The following is a 19,198-nucleotide window of genomic DNA, read 5'->3' on the forward strand; positions in this document are numbered from 1 at the left end:
GCCCGCTCACGCGAAGCGTCCCGCGCTCCCCACCGAGACCGAGGAACCGACATGTCCGCACCCCGTACGCTGCACCTCAACGCGTTCCTGATGAACGCCGGTCACCACGACGCCGCCTGGCGGCACCCCGACAGCAGTCCCGAGCGGGTCACCGACCTGCGGTACTTCCAGGAGCTCGCCCGGACCGCCGAGCGCGGCCGGCTCGACTCCATCTTCTTCGCCGACGGCCTCGCCCTGTGGGGCAAGGCCCGCTACAACGCGCTCGGCGGGTTCGAGCCGCTGACGCTGCTCTCCGCCATCGCCGCCGCCACCGAGCACATCGGGCTGATCGCCACCGTCTCGACCACCTTCAACGAGCCCTTCCACACGGCCCGGAAGTTCGCCTCCCTCGACCACATCAGCAACGGCCGCGCCGGCTGGAACATCGTCACCTCCGGCACCGTCGACGAGGCCCGCAACTTCAACCAGGAGGAACACCTGGAACACGGCCTCCGCTACGACCGCGCCCGCGAGTTCCTCGACGTCGCCACCAAGCTCTGGGACAGCTGGGAGGACGACGCGATCGTCCTCGACAAGGACCGCGGCATTTACGCCGACACCGACAAACTGCACCCCGCCGCCCACCGCGGCGAGTACTTCGGCGTCGCCGGGCCGCTCAACGTCCCCCGCTCCCCGCAGGGGCACCCGCTGCTCGTACAGGCCGGTTCCTCCGAGGACGGCAAGGAGTTCGCGGCTCAGTACGCCGAGGCCGTCTTCACCGCCCAGCAGACCCTCGCCGACGGGCAGACCTTCTACAAGGACCTCAAGTCCCGCCTCGCCAAGTACGGCCGCGCCGAGTCCGACCTGCTCGTCCTGCCCGGCATCGCCCCCGTCATCGGGTCCACCGAGGCCGAGGCCAAGGCCCTGGAGCAGCAGCTCACCGACCTCCAGGTGCCCGAGTACGGGCTCGCCCAGCTCTCCGGCATGCTCGGCACCGACCTCACCGGTCTCCCGCTCGACGGGCCGCTGCCCGACCTGCCCGAGGAGCGGGACATCAACGGCAACAAGAGCCGCTTCACCCTCGTCGCCGAACTCGCCCGCCGCGACGGCCTCACCCTGCGCCAGCTGATCGCCCGCCTCGGCGCCGGCCGCGGCCACCGGGTCTTCGCGGGCACCCCCGAGCAGATCGCCGACCAGCTGGAGGAGTGGTTCACGCAGGGCGCCGCGGACGGCTTCAACATCATGGCGCCCGTCCTGCCGACCGGGCTGACCGCCTTCGTCGACCACGTCGTGCCGATCCTCCAGCGGCGCGGCCTCTTCCGCACTGAGTACACGGGCGCGACCCTGCGAGAGAACTACGGTCTGGCGCGCCCGGCCAACCGCTACGCGCAGCGGTAGCGGCGGCAGCAGCAGCCGTCCGCTTGAGCGGGCCGCGCACCCCGGTCCGCGCCCCAGTCCACGCCCCGGTCCACGCCCCGGCCCGGGGTGCGGGCCGGGGCCGTGGGGGTCAGACGGTGAGGACGATCTTGCCCCGGGTCCGGCCCGACGCGCTCAGCTCCCAGGCCTTCGCGGCCTCGGCGAGCGGCAGCGCGTGCTCCACGTTGACCGTGAGCTTGCCGGCGTCGGCCAGTTCGCCCAGGAAGGTCAGGTCGTCGGTGTCCGGGCGGACCCACAGCTGGTGGGCGCCCTGGGCCGCGGCGTTGTAGTCGGCGATGGAGGCCACCCGGTGGCGCTCCTTGACCAGCGACTGGAGCGTCGCGATGACGTCGTCCCCGTAGAAGTCGAGGGCGGCGTCCACCCCTTCGGGCGCGAGGGCGCGCACCCGGTCCGCGAACCCCTCGCCGTACAGCACCGGTTCGGCGCCGAGCGAGCGCAGGTAGTCGTGGTTGTGGGCGCCGGCCGTGCCGATGACGCGCAGGCCGAGGGCGACGGCGATCTGCACGCCGAGGGAGCCGGTGCCGCCGGCCGCCGAATGGATGAGGACGCTCTCGCCGGCCGTGAGGCCCACGCGGGTGAGCGACTGGTAGGCGGTCAGACCGGCCAGCGGGATGCCCGCGGCCTGCTCGAAGGTCAGCTCGCGGGGCTTGCGGGCCAGCGTCCGGACGGGGGCGGAGACCAGTTCGGCGTACGTGCCGAGCTCCACCCACTCCTTGCGGACGTATCCGAACACCTCGTCGCCGACGGCGTAGTCGAAGGTGTCGGGGCCGATGGCCTCGACGACGCCGGACACGTCCCAGCCGGGTATGACGGGGTAGCGGACCTCCATGATCGGGTCGAGGTATCCGGCGGCGAGCTTCCAGTCCACCGGGTTGACACCGGCGGCCTTGACGCGGACGAGCACCTCGCCCGGGCCCACCTTGGGCGGCGCGACGTCAACGAGCTGGAGGGAGTCGGACGTTCCGTATGCGCTGTATGTGATGGCCTTCATGGTCATTTCCAACCGGGGCCTGTCCGGGGCTATTCCGGGTCCCCGGTGCGTGCTGCCGCAAAGGGGCTACGCCGGAAGGGTGTTGTGGTGCGAGCGCCGCCGGGCCGCGCTGAACAGGGCCTGGATCTGGGCCCCCGACTGCTCCACGCTGTCCAGCGGGGACGGGAACGGCAGCCGTACGTCACGGTGGCCGCGGGCCTCCTCCAGGCGCAGGGTGATCCCGTACCGGTCCATGGCCAGCGGCAGCGCGCGCACGACGGCGGCGCTCGCGGGGGCCGCGGGCCGGACCAGCCGCAGCAGCAGGGTGACCAGTTCGGTGTGGTCGTCGAGGAGGTGCGTGAGCATCCCGGCCTCGTACGGGGCGAGCGGGTCGGCGCAGGCCGCGTCCAGCTCTTCGAGGCCGATGTACGAGCGGCCCTCCCCGGTCTCCAGGACGGCCTCGACGAACTCCACGCAGGTGGAGTCGGAGCCTTCGTCCGTGTACGGGGTGAGCAGCCGGCCCAGCACGGTGACCCGGGCGCGCACCCGGTCGCGCACCGGGGTCGGCGCGATGTCGGTGAACTCCATCCGGATCACGGGCCGGTCCTCGCGGTCCCCGCCGGGCTCGGCGGGGTGCAGGTGCACGCGGCCCATCGGGTCGGTGCCGTCGAGGTGGCGCACCTCGGCGTGCAGGCCGCCGGTGATCACCGTCATGGAGTGGGCGGCGGCCAGGATCGACCGGACCCGCTCGGCGTCGGTGGGCCGGTCGGCGGCGGCCGGGGTGGCAGGGGCACCGGACATGCGCATGCGGATCTCTCCATCGTCCTGGGCGAGTGACTTAGGTATGCCTAACCTAACCTATTCCCTCCGTGGGGTGTACCTCGTCCCACTCGTGTCGTTGTTGGGCTGAACGGGTGAAACACGAGAGGATGGGGGGATGCACATGAAGCGCGCGGCCGAGGCGGCCCGGTGAGCAGGTACGACGTCACCGACGAACAGTGGGAGGGGCTCGCGCAGGTGGTGCCGCTGCGCAGTCGCAACGAGTGGCCCTCCCGAGTGGACCACCGCACGATCCCCGCGTCGCCGGGGGCGTCCGCGGCGGAGCAGCGGCGCTTCGTGGTGATCCGGGTCCAGATCTTCGCGGACGCGCGGGAGGTGGCCGAGTACCTGATCGCGCAGATCCCGGTGCTGCTCGACCTCACCGGCGCGGACAGCGAAGTGGCCAAGCGCATCCTGGACTTCAGCAGCGGCGTGGTCTTCGGGCTGGGCAGCGGAATGCACCGGGTGGACCGGAACGTCTTCCTGCTGGCGCCCGTCGGGACCGAGGTCGAGGGGATCGCGGCCGCGGCCGTCCCCCGATCGTAGGAAGGTCGCACGAGGGAACGGTTCGCCGGGTCCACGCGGTCCCGGCGAACCCGTAGCGTCCGCCCCATGGACGCCCTCGCCGCCCCCGCCGGCTTAGCCGATGCCTCCGACGCCTCCGCTTCCTTAGCTGGCGCCTCTGGTGCGTTAGCCAACGCCCTCGATGCCTCTGCCGTCTTGACCGACGCCCTCGACACCTCTGCTGTCTTTGCCGACGCCCCCGACGCCCCCGATTCTTCAACCGGCGCCCCTTCGGGCCATGCCGCTCCGGCCCTTCTGCGGCCCGTACTCACCGAGCTGCGGCTCTCCGCCTTCGCCTCGCACCGGCGCGCCGCCTTCTCGTTCGGGCCCGTCACCCTGCTCGCCGGGGCCAGCGGCAGCGGCAAGTCCCAGGTCCTGGGCGCCTACGAGGCGCTGGCCGCGCTGGGTTCCGGGGCCACCCTGGAGGAGGTGTTCCCGGAGCCGTCGGCGCTGGTTCCCGAGCGGGCCGTCCCCGACGCCGACCGGCGCCGCGGGTTCCGTATCGGCTGCACGGTCGACGGGCCCGTCGGCCCGGTCCGGCTCGACCTGGCGGTACAGGCCGAGCCCGAGCTCCGCGTCGTCGGCGAACGCCTCTCCGTGGGCGGCGAGGTCCTGCTCAGCACCGCGCTCCGCGACCCCGGCAGGCGCTCCGTCCAGGCCGCCTGGCTGACCGGCGGAGCCGTCGGCGTCACCCGGGCCCCGCTGCCCGACGACCGGCTCGGCACCGCCCTGCTCCCGCTGCGCGTGGCGGGGGCCACCGCCGGACAGCGCCGGGTGCTGGCCGCCGCCGAGCAGGCGGTGGTCGCCCTGCGCTCGGTGTTCGCCTGCGATCCCCGCCCGGACCGGATGCGCGCCCCGGTCCCGCCGGGGGAGGGGCGGCTGCTGGGCGACTGCGCCAACCTGGCCGACGTACTGCGCCGGACCCGCCACGAGTGCGGCACCCGGCACGCGCTGCTCGCGCGGGCGGCCCGTACCGGCTGCGCGGGCGAGGTCGCCGGGCTGGACGTACGGGCGCCCGCCGGCGGCCCCGTCACCGCGCTGCTCGACCGCGGCCCCGGCCTGCCCGCCACCGAACTCGGCCGGCTCGGCGCGGGCGAGCTGCGCTTCCTCGCGCTGGCGCTCGTCCTGCTGACCGGGCCGGGGGTGCTGGCGGTGGAGCCGGCCACCGAACTGCCCTCCGCCCGGCAGGCGCTGACCGTGCTCGCCGACGGCCTCGACCGCGACCTGGACCGGCGCCAGGGCGACGAACTGCTGCGGCTGGCCCTCATGGCCTGCGGGCGCGGTCACGTCCGGCTGGTGGCCGCGGTGGGGGAGGAGTGCGCGGGGGCCGCCCGCCGGATCCCCGGGGTCTCGGTGGTAGACCTGACGCCATGAGCGACGTAGGTGACACGAGTGGAGCGACGGGTGCGGCCGGAGAGGAGCGGCTGCGGCAACTGCAGCGGCGGCTCGTCGAATTCGCGCGGGCGCGGGACTGGGGTCAGTACCACACGCCCAAGAACCTGGCGGTCGCGCTGAGCGTCGAGGCCTCGGAGCTGGTCGAGATCTTCCAGTGGCTGACGCCGGAACAGTCGGCGAGGGTCATGGAGGAGCCGGAAACCGCGCACCGCGTCGCCGACGAGGTGGCTGACGTGCTCGCGTACCTCCTGCAGTTCTGCGAGGTCCTCGGGGTGGATGTGCTGGACGCACTGGCCGCGAAGATCGAGAGGAACGAGCTCCGCTTCCCGGTGACAGGTGCTCCCGACGCAAAATGTCACTCTTCGGAGTGATGGCGTCGTCCACAATCATGTCTCTGTCCAGAGATTTCCGAATACCCCTGGCTTTACAGGCCCGTTGCCTTCACTCTGGGTAGTGGTGAGAACGGCAGGATGTCGTGCGGACGGGGGACGGCATATGGATGCGGTACGGCTCATCGCAGCCGGCCGGCACGCGCTGGCACAGAGCGGGGCTGCGTGGGACATCGTGGGCGAGGCCTGGCAGGCCCAGGCGCTCGCGCAGGGGATAGGGAGCTGGCTGGCGGTCACCGGGCCGCCGGAGCTGAGATCGGAGGCACGGGGGCTGGGTGAAGCGGGTGGCAGAGGCTGCGGGGTGCTCGACAGAGCGGCCCTGCGCGGAGAGGGCAGCGCGCCCGACCGTCCGCCGCGGGCGGCGCAGCTGACCGAGGTGGCGGATGTCCGGCAGGCGCTGCTCGGACTTCAGGCGCTGCTGGGCGAGGTGGGCATAGCCCTCGTCGGGGTGGCCTGCGGGACGGATGACGAGACCCTGTACTGGCAGTGCATAGAGTCGATCGACGCGGCTGACGAGTCGAGCGATCGGGTGCGGGCGCTCCTGCGCCGGATGACGGTCCGCGAGCGGGGGTCCGCCTCCGGGGTGGTCTGACGGCGCGGCCCGGGTGGTGTCCCGTCGCGCGCGACGGGACCCGCGCGGTCAGGCCCTTCGGCGCGCCGCCACCCTGGGCGGGCATCGCGTTGACGGAGATTCACCCGGCAGGGGCGGGCGAGGCAGGATGGAGGGCATGGACCTCCGTATCTTCACCGAGCCCCAGCAGGGCGCGAGCTACGACACCCTCCTGACCGTCGCCAAGGCCACCGAGGAACTCGGCTTTGACGCGTTCTTCCGGTCTGACCACTATCTGCGGATGGGATCCGTGGACGGTCTGCCCGGACCCACCGACGCGTGGATCACCCTCGCGGGCCTGGCCCGCGAGACCAAGCGGATCCGGCTGGGCACGCTGATGACGGCCGGTACCTTCCGGCTGCCCGGCGTGCTCGCCATCCAGGTGGCGCAGGTCGACCAGATGTCCGGCGGCCGCATCGAACTCGGCCTGGGCGCGGGCTGGTTCGAGGAGGAGCACAAGGCGTACGGGATCCCCTTCCCGGCGGAGCGGATGGCCCGGCTGGAGGAGCAGCTGGCCATCGTCACCGGCCTGTGGGCCACCGCGCCCGGCGCCACCTTCGACTACGCGGGCACCCACTACCAGGTGGAGAACTCGCCGGCGCTGCCCAAGCCGGCCCAGGCCAAGGTGCCCGTGCTCGTCGGCGGGCACGGCGCGAAGCGCACCCCGCGCCTCGCCGCCCGGTACGCGGACGAGTTCAACATGCCCTTCGCGTCGATCGCGGACAGCCGGCGCCAGTTCGGCCGGGTCCGGGAGGCCGTCGCGCAGGCCGGGCGCAAGGCGGACGAACTCGTCTACTCCAACGCCCTCGTGGTGTGCGTCGGCAGGAACGACGCCGAGGTGGCCCGCCGGGCCGCCGCCATCGGGCGCGAGGTGGAGGAGCTCAAGGCGAACGGCCTGGCCGGCTCCCCGGCCGAGGTCGTGGAGAAGATCGGCACCTACGGCGCCATCGGCTCCTCGCGCGTCTACCTCCAGCTGCTCGACCTCGACGACCTGGACCACCTGGAGCTGATCTCCTCCCAGGTGCTGTCCCAGCTCGGCTGAGCCCCGCCGACGAAGGAGGAACCCCGTGCCGCGTGCGTCCGGCCCGCTCGCCGAGGCCCTGGCCCGCAGGACCGTGCTCCTGGACGGCGGGCTGAGCAATCAGCTCGCCGACCAGGGCTGCGACCTGTCCGGCGGCCTCTGGACGGGCCGGGTGCTCACGGAGCGCCCCCACCAGGTGGCGCGGGCACACGCCGCGTACGCCGGGGCCGGGGCCGAGGTGCTGATCACCGCGAGCTACCAGATCGGCTCCGCCGCGCCGGGCGAGCTGTTCGCGCGGAGCGTGCGGCTGGCCGCCGGGGTGGCGGAGACCGCCGGCCACGAGGTCTGGGTGGCCGCCTCGGTCGGGCCGTACGGGGCGGTGCTCGCGGACGGCTCCGAGTACCGCGGCCGGTACGGGCTGAGCGTGCGCGAGCTGGCGGCCTTCCACCGTCCCCGCGTCGAGGCGCTGCTGGCCGCGGGGCCCGACGTACTGGCCCTGGAGACGATCCCGGACGCCCTGGAGACCGAGGCCCTGCTCGGGATCCTCGCGGAGACCGGCGCCCCGGCCTGGCTGAGCTACACGGTGGCGGGCGGCCGCACCCGCGCCGGGCAGCCCCTCGCCGAGGCCTTCGCCCTCGCGGCCGCCTCCCCGCAGGTCATCGCGGTCGGCGTCAACTGCTGCGACCCCGAGGACGTCCTGCCCGCCCTCGAAGCGGCGGCCGGGGTCACCGGCTTGCCGCTGCTGGCCTACCCCAACGACGGCTCGGTGTGGGAGGCCGCCACCCAGACCTGGCACGCCCCCGGGCATCCCGCCCCCTGGCCCGCCGAGGCCTGGCAGGACGCCGGCGCCCGCCTCATCGGCGGCTGCTGCCGCATCGGCCCCGCCCACATCGCCGCGCTGGCCGCGCGGACCCGCAGCCGACCGGGAGCCTGACGGCCGGGGGCGGCGGCGGGGAGCGGGGACGTTCGTGGCGCGGGTCAGGTGGTGAGAGGCGGCCAGGGGACGTCGGTTTCGACGGCGGCGGTGTAGTCGACGCCGGGGACGGAGAAGCCGTAGAGGCGGCGGACCTCGTCGCTGAACCAGGCGAGGTCGGCGAGTTCGTCGATGGTGTCGCTGGTGGCGGTGCTCCAGCGTTCGGCGACGGCGTCCTGCACCGCGGGGTCGAGTTCCCAGGTGTCGAGGCGGACCCGGCCCTCGTCGTCGAGGTCGAGGGGGCGGGCGCCGGTCAGCCGGTCCCACAGCTCCACCAGTTGACCGATCGGGGCCACCATGGTTTCGCCGAGGACGCCGCGCAGCAGCCCGACGTACAGGGCGATGCCGGGGATGGCGGTGGAGGACTGGGTGACGGCGGCGGCGTTGACCGAGGTCACGGCCCGGCCACCCAGGGTCTTGCCGAGGCGCTCGTCCAATGCGCGTGCGGTGGTTTCCAGATGGGACTTCGCGGCGCCGATGGTGCCCTGCCGGTAGATCGCCGCGGTGAGCGGTGAGCCGATGTAGGACAGGGCGGCGGTGGCGAAGCCGTCGGCGAGCAGGGACCGGTCCGCCAGGAACGTGATCCACCGCTCCCAGTCGGTGCCGCCCATCACCGCGACGGTCTGCTCGATGTCGTCGCCCTCGGCCGGCGCGGTGGTGACCTCCTTCACCTCCGGGGCGCCCTGCTCGTCGAAGACGAGGGTCTTGGTGGTGTGCGCCGAGCCGATCGGCTTGAGGACCGAGGCGTACGTGGTGCCGGTGTCCGGGTCGGTGCGGCGGGGCGCGGCCACCGAGTAGACCAGGTAGTCGAGTCGTCCCCCGAACCGCTCGACGAGGAGGTCGGCGACCTGCTCCTTCATCGTGTCGCTGAACGCGTCGCCGTTGAGGAAGACGATGTCCCGCCCGTGCTGCCGGGCGAGCCGGGCGGTGGCGGCGGTGCGGTACCAGCCGGCGGTGCCGGTGCGCCGCGCGGGCGCCTTCTCGAAGCACACGCCGATGCCACGGATACCGACGCGGGCCAGGCCCGCGATCGTAGCGGCCAGGCCGTACCCGGCGGACGAGCCGATGACCAGGGCCACCGGTCCTTCGCCCCCGGCGGGTGCCGGGGCGGGGACGGCCTGCCACATCTCTTCCACCAGCTGTCGGCAGCCGCCGGGGTGGGAGTCGAGGAACAGGAAGCCCCGGCTCTTGGGCGCGATGACGCGTTCGCTCACGGTGTGGTGCCCCAGGTGTCGTCGCGGACAAGGACGAGGCGGCCGTCTCGGCCACCTCGTCCCGTCAGTCTGCGGCCGCGCGGATCAACGCGGTGATCTTGCCCGGCACAACGATGCCCAGCCGGGGTTGGAGGGTTCCACCAGGGTCCGTCCTCGCGTGATCACCGCGCGGGACCGGTCCCGGAGTCGGAGCCGGTCGGCCCCCGGCCCTGATCCGGGCCGCGCTCCGTAAAGCCGCCGCCCCCGTACGGCCCGGAATTAGGTCGTATGGGGGAACTTTCGCGGAGAACTCCGGGAAACCCGCCGGCGGGATCGTTCATCCAGGGGAGCGGAGTGTCCGCGACCCTGGAAGGACGGAACGTCACCTATGAAGATGACCGCGCGCGGCAGCATTGCGGTGCTCATGACCTGTATGGCGGCGGCCGGAGCGGCCTCCCCGGCCGTGGCCGACGCGGTGCCGGTGGGTGTCCCCCTGGACGCCGTGGAGACCACGCTGGGCGTGGACACGCCGCGCGTGGCCACCGCGGTTCCCGTGCCGACGGTCGGCGCACCCGAGGCGCCCCGCCAGCACACCGGCGACATGCTTCCGACCCCACTGCTCCCGGTGGTGCCGGTCAGCACCGATCTCGGCCGGACCCTCGTGACCTCCCCCCTGCCGAACCTGCTCGGCAAGAAGGAGACGGACGGTGAGGGTTCCCTGGAAGCACCGGCGACCACCCTGCTCGCCCGCACCCCCGGCGCGGTCGTCGGCTCCCCGCTGACCATGCCGGACGGGAGCAACTCCGGGATCCCGAACCTGACGAAGCCCAAGCTCGGGCTGACCACCCCGGAGCTCATCGGCGCCCCGGCGGCGCTTCTCGGCCTCGGTACCCCGCGCTGAGCGGACCCCCGGTCAAAAGCCGTCCGGTCTGGGAACGTGTACGGCATGGGATTCCATGTCGACTCCGAGACCGGGCGGCTGCGCCGCGTCATCCTCCACCGGCCCGATCTGGAGCTGAAGCGGCTCACACCAACCAATAAGGACACCCTCCTCTTCGACGACGTGCTGTGGGTCCGCCGGGCCCGCCAGGAGCACGACGGGTTCGCGGACGTGCTGCGCGACCGGGGCGTGGAAGTGCACCTCTTCGGCGACCTGCTCACCGAGACCCTCGACATCCCGGAGGCGAGACACCTCGTACTGGACCGGGTGTTCGACGAGAAGGAGTACGGGCCGCTCGCCACCGACCACCTGCGCGCCGTGTTCGACGCACTGCCCTCGGCCGACCTCGCCGAGGCCCTGGTCGGCGGGATGACCAAGCGGGAGTACCTGGCGCGGCACGCGGAGCCGGTGTCGGTCCGCTTCCACGCCATGGAGCTGGACGACTTCCTGGTCGGGCCGCTGCCCAACCACCTGTTCACCCGGGACACCTCCGCCTGGATCTACGACGGGGTCTCCATCAACGCCATGCGCTGGCCGGCCCGGCAGCGCGAGACCGTGCACTTCGAGGCGATCTACCGGCACCACCCGCTCTTCACCACCTCGGGCGCCTTCCACTACTGGTCGCAGGGGCAGGCCGACTACCCCTCGACCATCGAGGGCGGGGACGTCCTGGTCATCGGCAACGGCGCGGTGCTCATGGGGATGAGCGAGCGGACCACCCCGCAGGCGGTGGAGATGCTCGCCCGGGGCCTGTTCGCCGCCGGGTCCGCGACCAGCATCGTGGCGCTGGACATGCCCAAGCGGCGGGCGTTCATGCACCTGGACACCGTGATGACGATGGTGGATGGAGATACGTTTACTCAGTACGCGGGGCTCGGCATGCTGCGCTCCTACACGATCGAGCCGGGCAGCGGGGCGAGCGAGCTGAAGGTGACCGACCACGCGCCGGACCACATGCACCGGGCGATCGCGGCGGCCCTCGGCCTCGATGCGATCCGGGTGCTGACCCCGACGCAGGACGTGCACGCGGCGGAGCGCGAGCAGTGGGACGACGGCTGCAACGTGCTGGCCGTGGAGCCGGGGGTGGTGGTGGCGTACGAGCGGAACGTCACGACCAACACCCATCTGCGCAAGCAGGGCATCGAGGTCATCGAGATCCCGGGCAGCGAGCTGGGCCGGGGCCGGGGCGGGCCGCGCTGCATGAGCTGTCCGGTGGAGCGGGACGCCGTGTGACGGGCTGACCCGGGCCGGCGGGGGACAGTGTGAGCGGGGCCTCTCGACGAGGGGCCCCGCAGGTCTGTATATCAATACAGAGGATCGTATAGACTTCCAAAATCCCCTGTCAGTACGACTCTGGAGCGCCCCCATGGCCACCGACCTCGTCGGCCGCAGTTTCCTCAAGGAGCTCGACTTCACCGCCGCCGAGTTCCGCGGCCTCGTCGAGCTCGCCGCCGCCCTCAAGGCCGACAAGAAGGCCGGAATCGAACAGCGCCGGCTCCAGGGCAAGAGCATCGCCCTGATCTTCGAGAAGACCTCCACCCGGACCCGCTGCGCCTTCGAGGTCGCCGCCGCCGACCAGGGCGCCCACACCACCTACCTCGACCCCTCCGGCTCCCAGATGGGCCACAAGGAATCGGTCAAGGACACCGCCCGGGTGCTCGGCCGGATGTTCGACGGGATCGAGTACCGGGGTGACAGCCAGCAGGCCGTGGAGGAGCTCGCCGCGTACTCCGGCGTGCCCGTCTTCAACGGCCTCACCGACGACTGGCACCCCACCCAGATGCTGGCCGACGTGCTCACCATGACCGAGCACAGCGCCAAGCCGCTGGACCGGATCGCCTTCGCCTACCTCGGGGACGCCCGCTTCAACATGGGCAATTCCTACCTGGTGACCGGCGCCCTGCTGGGCATGGACGTACGGATCGTCGCGCCGAAGGCCTACTGGCCGGCCGAGGCCGTGGTCGAGCGGGCCCACGGGCTCGCCGCCGCCAGCGGGGCCCGGATCACGCTGACGGAGGAGGTCGCGGAGGGGGTGGCGCAGGCCGACTTCGTCGCCACCGACGTGTGGGTGTCGATGGGCGAGCCCAAGGAGGTCTGGGACGAGCGGATCGAGGCCCTGGCCCCGTACGCCGTCACCATGGACGTGCTGCGCGCCACCGGGAACCCGGACGTGAGGTTCCTGCACTGCCTGCCCGCCTTCCACGACCTGGGCACCAAGGTCGGCCGCGAGATCCACGAGCGGCACGGGCTGGACTCGCTGGAGGTCACGGACGAGGTGTTCGAGTCCGAGCACTCGGTCGTCTTCGACGAGGCGGAGAACCGGCTGCACACCATCAAGGCCGTGCTCGTCGCGACGCTCGCGAAGCCCGTCGCACAGCCGTCCGCCTGACCCACCGTGAAGGCCGACGCATAGTCATACGGCCGGTCCTCGGGAGGGAACCGCCGCCGGCCGGGCCGACAGGGTGAACCACACGGCCTTGCCGCGCTCGGTGCGGCGGTGACCGCAGCCGGAGCTCAGGGCGCGCAGCAGCAGCAGGCCGCGGCCGTGCTCCTGCCAGGGGTCGGGGTGCGCGTCGTCGTGGGGGCCGGTGAGGTCGCCCGGCGGCCGCGGATCCCCGTCGTGCACCTCGACCTGGCAGCCGTCCGCCAGCAGCTCCACCACCAGCTCGATCGGGGCGCAGGTCCGCGTGTGCTCCACCGCGTTGGCGACCAGCTCGGCCGTCAGCAGCTCCGCCGTGTCCCGGTCGGCGGGCGCGTCGGCTTCGGTCAGCGCCGTCCGGACGAGGGCGCGGGCCATGGGGACCGCGGCCGCCGTGTGCGGCAGGGCGATCCGCCAGGCGGGGGCGTCGGGCAAGGGGATCCCTCCGTTCCGGTGGGGGGCCGGGCTGGTAGTTCCAGCTTTCAACCATACGAAGTGCACGCGCGCCGCCGTGGGGCACCCCGGCCCAGCAGCTCTCGCGTTTCTGTGACGGCAGTCACGAGTCGGTGATACGGTCGGGAACGTGAGCCCCTTCACCGGTTCCACACCAGCGACCGAACGGTGGCGCCACCTCCGGGTGACCCGGCAGGACGGCGTGGCCACCGTCACCCTCGACCGCCCCGACAAGCTGAACGCGCTCACCTTCGGCGCCTACGCCGACCTGCGCGATCTGCTCGCCGAACTGTCCCGGGAGCGTTCCGTACGCGCCCTCGTGCTCGGCGGCGAGGGGCGCGGCTTCTGCTCCGGCGGCGACGTGGACGAGATCATCGGCGCCACGCTCGCCATGGACACCGCCCAGCTCCTCGACTTCAACCGGATGACCGGCCAGGTCGTCCGCGCGATCCGCGAATGCCCCTTCCCGGTGATCGCCGCCGTCCACGGGGTGGCCGCGGGCGCCGGGGCCGTCCTCGCGCTCGCCGCCGACTTCCGCATCGCGGACCCCACCGCCCGCTTCTCCTTCCTCTTCACCCGCGTCGGCCTCTCCGGCGGGGACATGGGCGCCGCGTACCTGCTGCCCCGGGTCGTCGGCCTCGGCCACGCCACCCGGCTGCTGATGCTCGGAGAGCCCGTCCGCGCACCCGAGGCGGAGCGCATCGGGCTGCTCAGCGAGGTCACCGACGAGGGCAAGGCCCACGCGCGGGCGGCCGAGCTGGCCGCCCACCTCGCCGCCGGTCCGGCCCTCGCGTACGCGCAGACCAAGGCGCTGCTGACGGCCGAGCTGGACATGCCGCTGGCCGCCTCCGTGGAGCTGGACGCCAACACCCAGGCACTGCTGATGAACGGCCGGGACTACGCGGAGTTCCACGCCGCGTTCACCGCGAAGCGGCCCCCGGAGTGGAAGGGCAGGTAGTCCATGTCCATGTCCGTGCCCATGTCGGCGCCCTTGCCCGTGGCCGCGAGCGCCATGAGGGTCGCCGTCGTCGGAGGGGGACCGGGCGGGCTGTACGCCGCCGCGCTGCTGGCCCGTCAGGGGCACGACGTCGAGGTCTGGGAACGCAACGCGCCGGGCGACACCTTCGGGTTCGGCGTGGTGCTCTCCGACGAGACCCTCGGCGGCATCGAGCGGGCCGACACCGCCGTCTACGCCGCCCTCTGCGCGGAGTTCGTCCGCTGGGACGACGTGGACGTCGTGCACCGGGGCCGGCTGCTGACCTCCGGCGGCCACGGCTTCGCCGCCCTCGGGCGCCGCCGGCTGCTGGAGATCCTGCACGAGCGCTGCGCGGCCCTCGGGGTCCGGCTCCGGTTCCGCGCCGATGCCCCCGACGCCTTCGCGCTCGCGGACTCCCACGACCTGGTGGTGGCGGCCGACGGGGTGCACAGCGCGACCCGGGAGCACGGGGCCGCGCACTTCCGGCCGACACTGACGGCCGGGCAGTGCCGCTACATCTGGCTCGCCGCCGACTTCGCCTTCGACTCCTTCCGCTTCGAGATCGCCGAGACCGAGCACGGGGTCATGCAGCTGCACGCCTACCCGTACTCCGCCGACGCCTCCACGGTGATCGTGGAGATGCGGGAGGAGGTGTGGCGGGCGGCGGGCTTCGACCTGTGCGACGAGAGCGAGTCGGCGGCCCGCTGCGCCAAGACCTTCTTCGAGGCCCTGGGCGGGCGGGCGCTGGTGGGCAACCGCTCGGCGTGGACGCGGTTCCGTACCGTCGTCAACGAGCGCTGGTCGCAGGGCAATGTGGTGCTGCTCGGAGACGCGGCGCACACCGCGCACTTCTCCATCGGCTCCGGCACCAAACTGGCCGTCGAGGACGCCCTCGCGCTCGCCGAGGCGGTAGCGGCCGAGCCTGACGTTCCGGCCGCGCTGGCCGCGTACGAGGCGGCGCGGCGCCCGGCCGTCGCCAGCACGCAGCGCGCCGCGGCCGCCAGCATGCGGTGGTTCGAGGAGGTCGCCGGGTACGTGGACCAGCCCGCCCGGCAGTTCGCCTTCAACCTCCTCACCCGCAGCCGCCGCGTCACCCACGACAACCTGCGGCTGCGCGACGAACGGTTCGCGCGAGCGGTGGAGCGGGACTTCGGCTGCCCGGAGGACGGAACTCCGCCGATGTTCACGCCGTTCACCCTGCGCGGGCTGACGCTGCGCAACCGGGTCGTGGTCTCGCCGATGGACATGTACTCGGCGGGCGACGCGGCGGGCGGCGGCAGCGGCCTGCCCGGGGACTTCCACCTGGTGCACCTCGGCGCGCGGGCGCTGGGCGGGGCCGGACTGGTGATGACCGAGATGGTCTGCGTCAGCGCCGACGGCCGCATCACCCCCGGCTGCACCGGCCTGTACACCGCCGAACAGGCGGCCGCCTGGAGCCGGATCACCGACTTCGTCCACACCAGCGCGCCCGGCACGGCCCTCGGCGTCCAGCTCGGCCACTCGGGCCGCAAGGGTTCGACGCGGCTGATGTGGGAGGGGATGGACGATCCCCTCCCGGAGGGCAACTGGCCGCTGGTCGCCGCCTCGGCGCTGCCGTACCGGCCGGGCGTCTCCGCGGTCCCGAGCGCCCTGACGCGGTCCGGCCTCGCGGCGGTCCGCTCCGACTTCGCGGCCGCCGCGGTACGGGCCGCCGACTGCGGCTTCGACCTGCTGGAGCTGCACTGCGCGCACGGCTACCTGCTGTCCGGGTTCCTCTCCCCGCTGACCAACCACCGCACGGACGCGTACGGCGGCCCGCTGGAGAACCGGCTCCGCTTCCCCCTGGAGGTCTTCGACGCCGTCCGCGAGGTCTGGCCGGGCGACCGGCCCATGACGGTCCGCCTCTCCGCCACCGACTGGGCGCCCGGCGGCACCACGCCCGAGGACGCCGAGGAGATCGCCGCCGCCTTCGCCGCCCACGGAGCCGACGCCATCGACGTCTCCACCGGCCAGGTGGTGTCCGAGGAGGCCCCGGAGTACGGGCGCTCGTACCAGACCCCCTACGCGGACCGGATCCGCAACGCCCTCGGCATCCCGGTCATCGCCGTCGGCGCCATCTCCTCCTGGGACGACGTCAACTCCCTGCTCCTGGCGGGCCGCGCCGACCTCTGCGCCCTCGGCCGCCCGCACCTCTACGACCCCCACTGGACCCTGCACGCGGCCGCCGACCAGGCCTACGACGGCCCCGCCGCCCCCTGGCCCGCCCCGTACCGCGCGGGCAGCCGCAAACCCCCGACGGGCCGCGGCTGACCCGCCTCACCCCTCAGCCGACGGCGACCACAGGTCTCCTCGGCCGTCTCCCAGGGCCTGCCCCGGGCTCCGGCCGGCAACTCCGCCTCAGGCCTGCGGGCGTTGACGGCGCCGACCCCGCTCAGCAGCGGCTCGGTGCCGACCGCGGCCCCCAGCGCCCGGACGGGACACGGGGTCACGGAGGGCACGGGGGGTGGGTCACGGCGGGAGGAAGGACGCCCCGATGTCCCGCAGCCGGGTGTGCAGTTCGGTGAAGACCGCCGCCGCGCGGTCGCCCGGCCAGTCCGCGGGGAGCAGTTCGCGCGGCAGGCCCGGGTCGGCGTACGGGAGGCGGCGCCAGGTGTCCAGGGCCGGGAGGTAGCCCCGGTAGGCCTCCTCCGGCGTCGGCTCCGGGCCCGACTGGAGGGCGCGCAGGGCAGGCTCGTGGAGGTCGAGGAACTCCTCGTGCTGCTTGGCCAGCGCCGCCAGGTCCCACCAGCGGGCCACCGCCTCGGCGGTCGGGGCGAAGCCGAGGTGCGCGCCCCGGAAGAGCTCCACGTACGCCGTCAGACGCAGCCGGTCCAGGGTGTGCCCGGTCTCTTCGGCGAGGTGGGCCGGGGCGATCCACACGCCGGGCGCCACGTTCCCGAAGCCGAGCCGGGCCAGCCGGGAGCGCAGCAGGTGCCGCTTGCTGCGCTCCTGCTCCGGGACGGAGAACACCGCGACGAGCCACTCCTGCGACAGGCCGGCGGCGGTCCCGTAGATCCGCCGGTCGCCGTCGTCCAGCAGCTGCCGGGCCTCCGCGGAGAGCTCGTACGCCGCCGAGCCGTCCGCCGCGCGGGCGGGCAGCAGGAAGCCGCGCCGCTTGAGCCGGGACACCGACGAGCGGACCGACGGGGCGTCCACGCCGACCGCGCCCAGCAGGCGCACCAGCGCGGACACCGGTACGGGGCCCTCGAAGGCCCGCCCGTAGGCGCCGTAGAAGGTGACGATCAACGATCGCGGAGTGTGCTGCTCGGCCACGGGCCTACTCTAGATCGCGCAGCCGGAACCGTTGCAGTTTCCCGGTCGCGGTCCTCGGCAGGGCGGGGACGAAGACGAAGGAGCGCGGGCACTTGTGCGGGGCCAGCTCGGACCGCATGAAGGCCCGCAGGGTCTCCTCCGTCAGCACCACGCCCTCACGCGTGACGGTGTACGCGACCACGATCTGCCCCCGCCGCTCGTCCGGGCGCCCGACGACCGCCGCCTCCACCACGTCCGGATGGCGCAGCAGGGCCTCCTCCACCTCCGGGCCCGCGATGTTGTAACCCGAAGAGATGATCATGTCGTCGGCCCGGGCGACGTACCGGAAGTACCCCTGCGGATCGCGCACGTAGGTGTCGCCGGTCAGGTTCCAGCCGTCCCGTACGTACTCCCCCTGCCGGGGATCGGCCAGGTACCGGCAGCCCACCGGGCCCCGCACCGCCAGCAGCCCCGGCTCGCCGTCCGCGACCGGCCGCCCCGCCGGGTCCACCACCCGGGCCTGCCAGCCCGGGACCACCCGCCCGGTCGTGCCCGGGTGGATGTCCTCGTCGGAGGCGGAGATGAAGATGTGCAGCAGCTCCGTGGCCCCGATGCCGTTGATGATCCGCAGGCCGGTGCGCTCGTGCCACGCCCGCCAGGTGGCCTCCGGCAGGTTCTCGCCCGCCGAGACGCAGCGGCGCAGCGACGACAGGTCGTGCGCGCCGACGTCGTACGGGCCCAGGGCGTCCAGCATCGTCCGGTACGCGGTCGGCGCGGTGAACAGCACGCTGACCCGGTGCTCGGCGACCGCCGGGAGCAGCAGCCGCGGCGTGGCCTGCTCCAGCAGCAGTGCCGAGGCCCCGGCGCGCAGCGGGAAGACGACCAGCCCGCCGAGGCCGAAGGTGAACCCCAGCGGGGGGCTGCCGGCGAAGACGTCCTCCGGGCGGGGTCTGAGCACCTCGCGGGAGAAGGTGTCGGCGACGGCCAGCAGATCGCGGTGGAAGTGCATGCAGCCCTTGGGGCGCCCGGTGGTACCGGAGGTGAACGCGATCAGCGCGACGTCGTCGGCGGAGGTCTCGACGGCGGTGTAGGGCTCCGGGTGGGCCTCGGCGAGGCGCAGCAGGTCGTCCGGGTCGGCGCCGCCGTAGGGGGTGATCCGCAGCCCCGGTACCTCGGCCTTGACCAGATCGTCCAGCACCGTCACATGGCACAGCGCGTGCCGTACCTGGGCCATCGCGCACACCGTGGCCAGCTCCTGCGCCCGCTGCTGCGCCAGTACGGTCACGGCCACCGCGCCCGCCTTCATCACCGCGAGCCACGCGGCCGCCAGCCACGGGCCGGTGGGCCCGCGCAGCAGCACCCGGTTGCCGGGGACCACCCCCAGATCGGCGGTGAGGACGTGCGCGAGGCGGTCGACGCGCTCGCGCAGCCGGCCGTACGTCCACACCCCGCCGGTCCCGTCGAGGAACGCGGGGCGCTCGGGCCCGAAGCGGGCGATGGTTCCGTCGACCAGCTCGGCCCCGCAGTTCAGCCGGTCCGGATAGGCCAGCGCGGGCAGCTCGAAGAGCAGTCGCGGCCAGGCGTCGGGGGGCGGCAGGTGGTCGCGGGAGAAGGTGTCGGCGTGAGCGGAAGGCTTGAGCTCCAAGGCGGGATGCGCCCCCTTGCGACGGTCCGGGCCCCAAGGCGTGGGACCGAATGGGTCGAGCCGGCCGTGCGATTGCCCCACGAGCGTATCGTGATGGTGACGGTAGTCAACAGGACGCGATAGTTCGATGGATTCGATGGATTGC

General features: G+C 73.2%; 18 protein-coding genes. 12 read left to right on the forward strand and 6 right to left on the reverse strand.

Features of this window, described 5'->3' with window-relative positions; all coding sequences use genetic code 11:
- Nucleotides 1-51 precede the first annotated feature (51 nt).
- On the forward strand, nt 52-1,377 hold the full coding sequence (locus tag EES41_RS27325) for an LLM class flavin-dependent oxidoreductase (RefSeq protein WP_123080718.1): 1,326 nt from the start codon (nt 52-54) through the stop codon (nt 1,375-1,377).
- Between the two features lie 109 nt (nt 1,378-1,486).
- Here EES41_RS27325 and EES41_RS27330 read toward each other — a convergent pair whose 3' ends face one another.
- Entirely contained in the window at nt 1,487-2,407 is a 921-nt protein-coding gene (locus tag EES41_RS27330) for an NADP-dependent oxidoreductase (RefSeq protein ID WP_123082719.1), read from the reverse strand.
- 66 nt (nt 2,408-2,473) lie between these two features.
- Nucleotides 2,474-3,193: a DUF2470 domain-containing protein gene (locus EES41_RS27335; protein WP_123080719.1), complete on the reverse strand. Its 720-nt coding sequence runs from the start codon at nt 3,191-3,193 to the stop codon at nt 2,474-2,476.
- A 162-nt stretch (nt 3,194-3,355) separates the two neighbouring features.
- On the opposite strand from EES41_RS27335, the gene EES41_RS27340 reads away from it, so the two are divergent.
- The 6 genes from EES41_RS27340 to mmuM all read left to right on the forward strand — a co-directional run bounded on the left by EES41_RS27340 (nt 3,356) and on the right by mmuM (nt 8,118).
- Nucleotides 3,356-3,751, forward strand: coding sequence for a cell division protein SepF (locus EES41_RS27340; protein WP_073777979.1), 396 nt, complete (start codon nt 3,356-3,358; stop codon nt 3,749-3,751).
- 273 nt (nt 3,752-4,024) lie between these two features.
- Entirely contained in the window at nt 4,025-5,143 is a 1,119-nt protein-coding gene (locus EES41_RS27345) for an ATP-binding protein (protein ID WP_123082720.1), read from the forward strand.
- Nucleotides 5,140-5,535: a nucleotide pyrophosphohydrolase gene (locus EES41_RS27350; protein WP_123080720.1), complete on the forward strand. Its 396-nt coding sequence runs from the start codon at nt 5,140-5,142 to the stop codon at nt 5,533-5,535. Before EES41_RS27345 ends, EES41_RS27350 begins: the two co-directional genes overlap by 4 nt.
- A gap of 124 nt (nt 5,536-5,659) precedes the next feature.
- A complete protein-coding gene (locus EES41_RS27355) occupies nt 5,660-6,145 on the forward strand; it encodes a DUF6099 family protein (RefSeq protein ID WP_123080721.1) in 486 nt (161 codons plus the stop codon).
- A 136-nt stretch (nt 6,146-6,281) separates the two neighbouring features.
- Nucleotides 6,282-7,205: an LLM class F420-dependent oxidoreductase gene (locus EES41_RS27360; protein ID WP_123080722.1), complete on the forward strand. Its 924-nt coding sequence runs from the start codon at nt 6,282-6,284 to the stop codon at nt 7,203-7,205.
- A gap of 25 nt (nt 7,206-7,230) precedes the next feature.
- Nucleotides 7,231-8,118 (forward strand): homocysteine S-methyltransferase, encoded by an 888-nt coding sequence (mmuM, locus tag EES41_RS27365; protein ID WP_123080723.1) that lies wholly within the window; start codon nt 7,231-7,233, stop codon nt 8,116-8,118.
- A gap of 44 nt (nt 8,119-8,162) precedes the next feature.
- On the opposite strand, the gene fabV is transcribed toward mmuM, so the two are convergent.
- Nucleotides 8,163-9,371: an enoyl-[acyl-carrier-protein] reductase FabV gene (gene fabV / locus EES41_RS27370; protein ID WP_123080724.1), complete on the reverse strand. Its 1,209-nt coding sequence runs from the start codon at nt 9,369-9,371 to the stop codon at nt 8,163-8,165.
- A gap of 367 nt (nt 9,372-9,738) precedes the next feature.
- On the opposite strand from fabV, the gene EES41_RS27375 reads away from it, so the two are divergent.
- The 3 genes from EES41_RS27375 (at nt 9,739) to argF (ending at nt 12,679) form a co-directional block, all read left to right on the forward strand.
- Nucleotides 9,739-10,251, forward strand: coding sequence for a hypothetical protein (locus EES41_RS27375; protein ID WP_123080725.1), 513 nt, complete (start codon nt 9,739-9,741; stop codon nt 10,249-10,251).
- Nucleotides 10,252-10,296: 45 nt separating this feature from the next.
- Nucleotides 10,297-11,523 (forward strand): arginine deiminase, encoded by a 1,227-nt coding sequence (locus tag EES41_RS27380; protein ID WP_073777969.1) that lies wholly within the window; start codon nt 10,297-10,299, stop codon nt 11,521-11,523.
- A gap of 133 nt (nt 11,524-11,656) precedes the next feature.
- Nucleotides 11,657-12,679, forward strand: a complete 1,023-nt coding sequence (gene argF, locus EES41_RS27385; protein ID WP_123080726.1) for an ornithine carbamoyltransferase — start codon at nt 11,657-11,659, stop codon at nt 12,677-12,679.
- 24 nt (nt 12,680-12,703) lie between these two features.
- Here the strand turns inward: argF and EES41_RS27390 are convergent, their stop codons facing one another.
- Entirely contained in the window at nt 12,704-13,150 is a 447-nt protein-coding gene (locus EES41_RS27390) for an ATP-binding protein (RefSeq protein WP_123082721.1), read from the reverse strand.
- Nucleotides 13,151-13,292: 142 nt separating this feature from the next.
- Between EES41_RS27390 and EES41_RS27395 the strand changes: the two genes are divergently transcribed.
- On the forward strand, nt 13,293-14,120 hold the full coding sequence (locus EES41_RS27395) for an enoyl-CoA hydratase family protein (protein WP_008743082.1): 828 nt from the start codon (nt 13,293-13,295) through the stop codon (nt 14,118-14,120).
- Between the two features lie 9 nt (nt 14,121-14,129).
- Nucleotides 14,130-16,427 carry a bifunctional salicylyl-CoA 5-hydroxylase/oxidoreductase gene (locus EES41_RS27400; protein ID WP_254211795.1) on the forward strand — a complete coding sequence of 766 codons (2,298 nt, stop codon included), beginning with the start codon at nt 14,130-14,132 and terminating at the stop codon, nt 16,425-16,427.
- Between the two features lie 198 nt (nt 16,428-16,625).
- Here the strand turns inward: EES41_RS27400 and EES41_RS27405 are convergent, their stop codons facing one another.
- Both EES41_RS27405 and EES41_RS27410 read right to left on the reverse strand, forming a co-directional pair.
- A complete protein-coding gene (locus tag EES41_RS27405; protein ID WP_123080727.1) occupies nt 16,626-17,429 on the reverse strand; it encodes a PaaX family transcriptional regulator C-terminal domain-containing protein in 804 nt (267 codons plus the stop codon).
- A gap of 4 nt (nt 17,430-17,433) precedes the next feature.
- Nucleotides 17,434-19,053, reverse strand: a complete 1,620-nt coding sequence (locus EES41_RS27410; RefSeq protein WP_123080728.1) for an AMP-binding protein — start codon at nt 19,051-19,053, stop codon at nt 17,434-17,436.
- Nucleotides 19,054-19,198: the final 145 nt, after the last annotated feature.

It is taken from the genome of Streptomyces sp. ADI95-16, assembly GCF_003721495.1.
Taxonomy (GTDB): Bacteria; Actinomycetota; Actinomycetes; order Streptomycetales; family Streptomycetaceae; genus Streptomyces; species Streptomyces goshikiensis.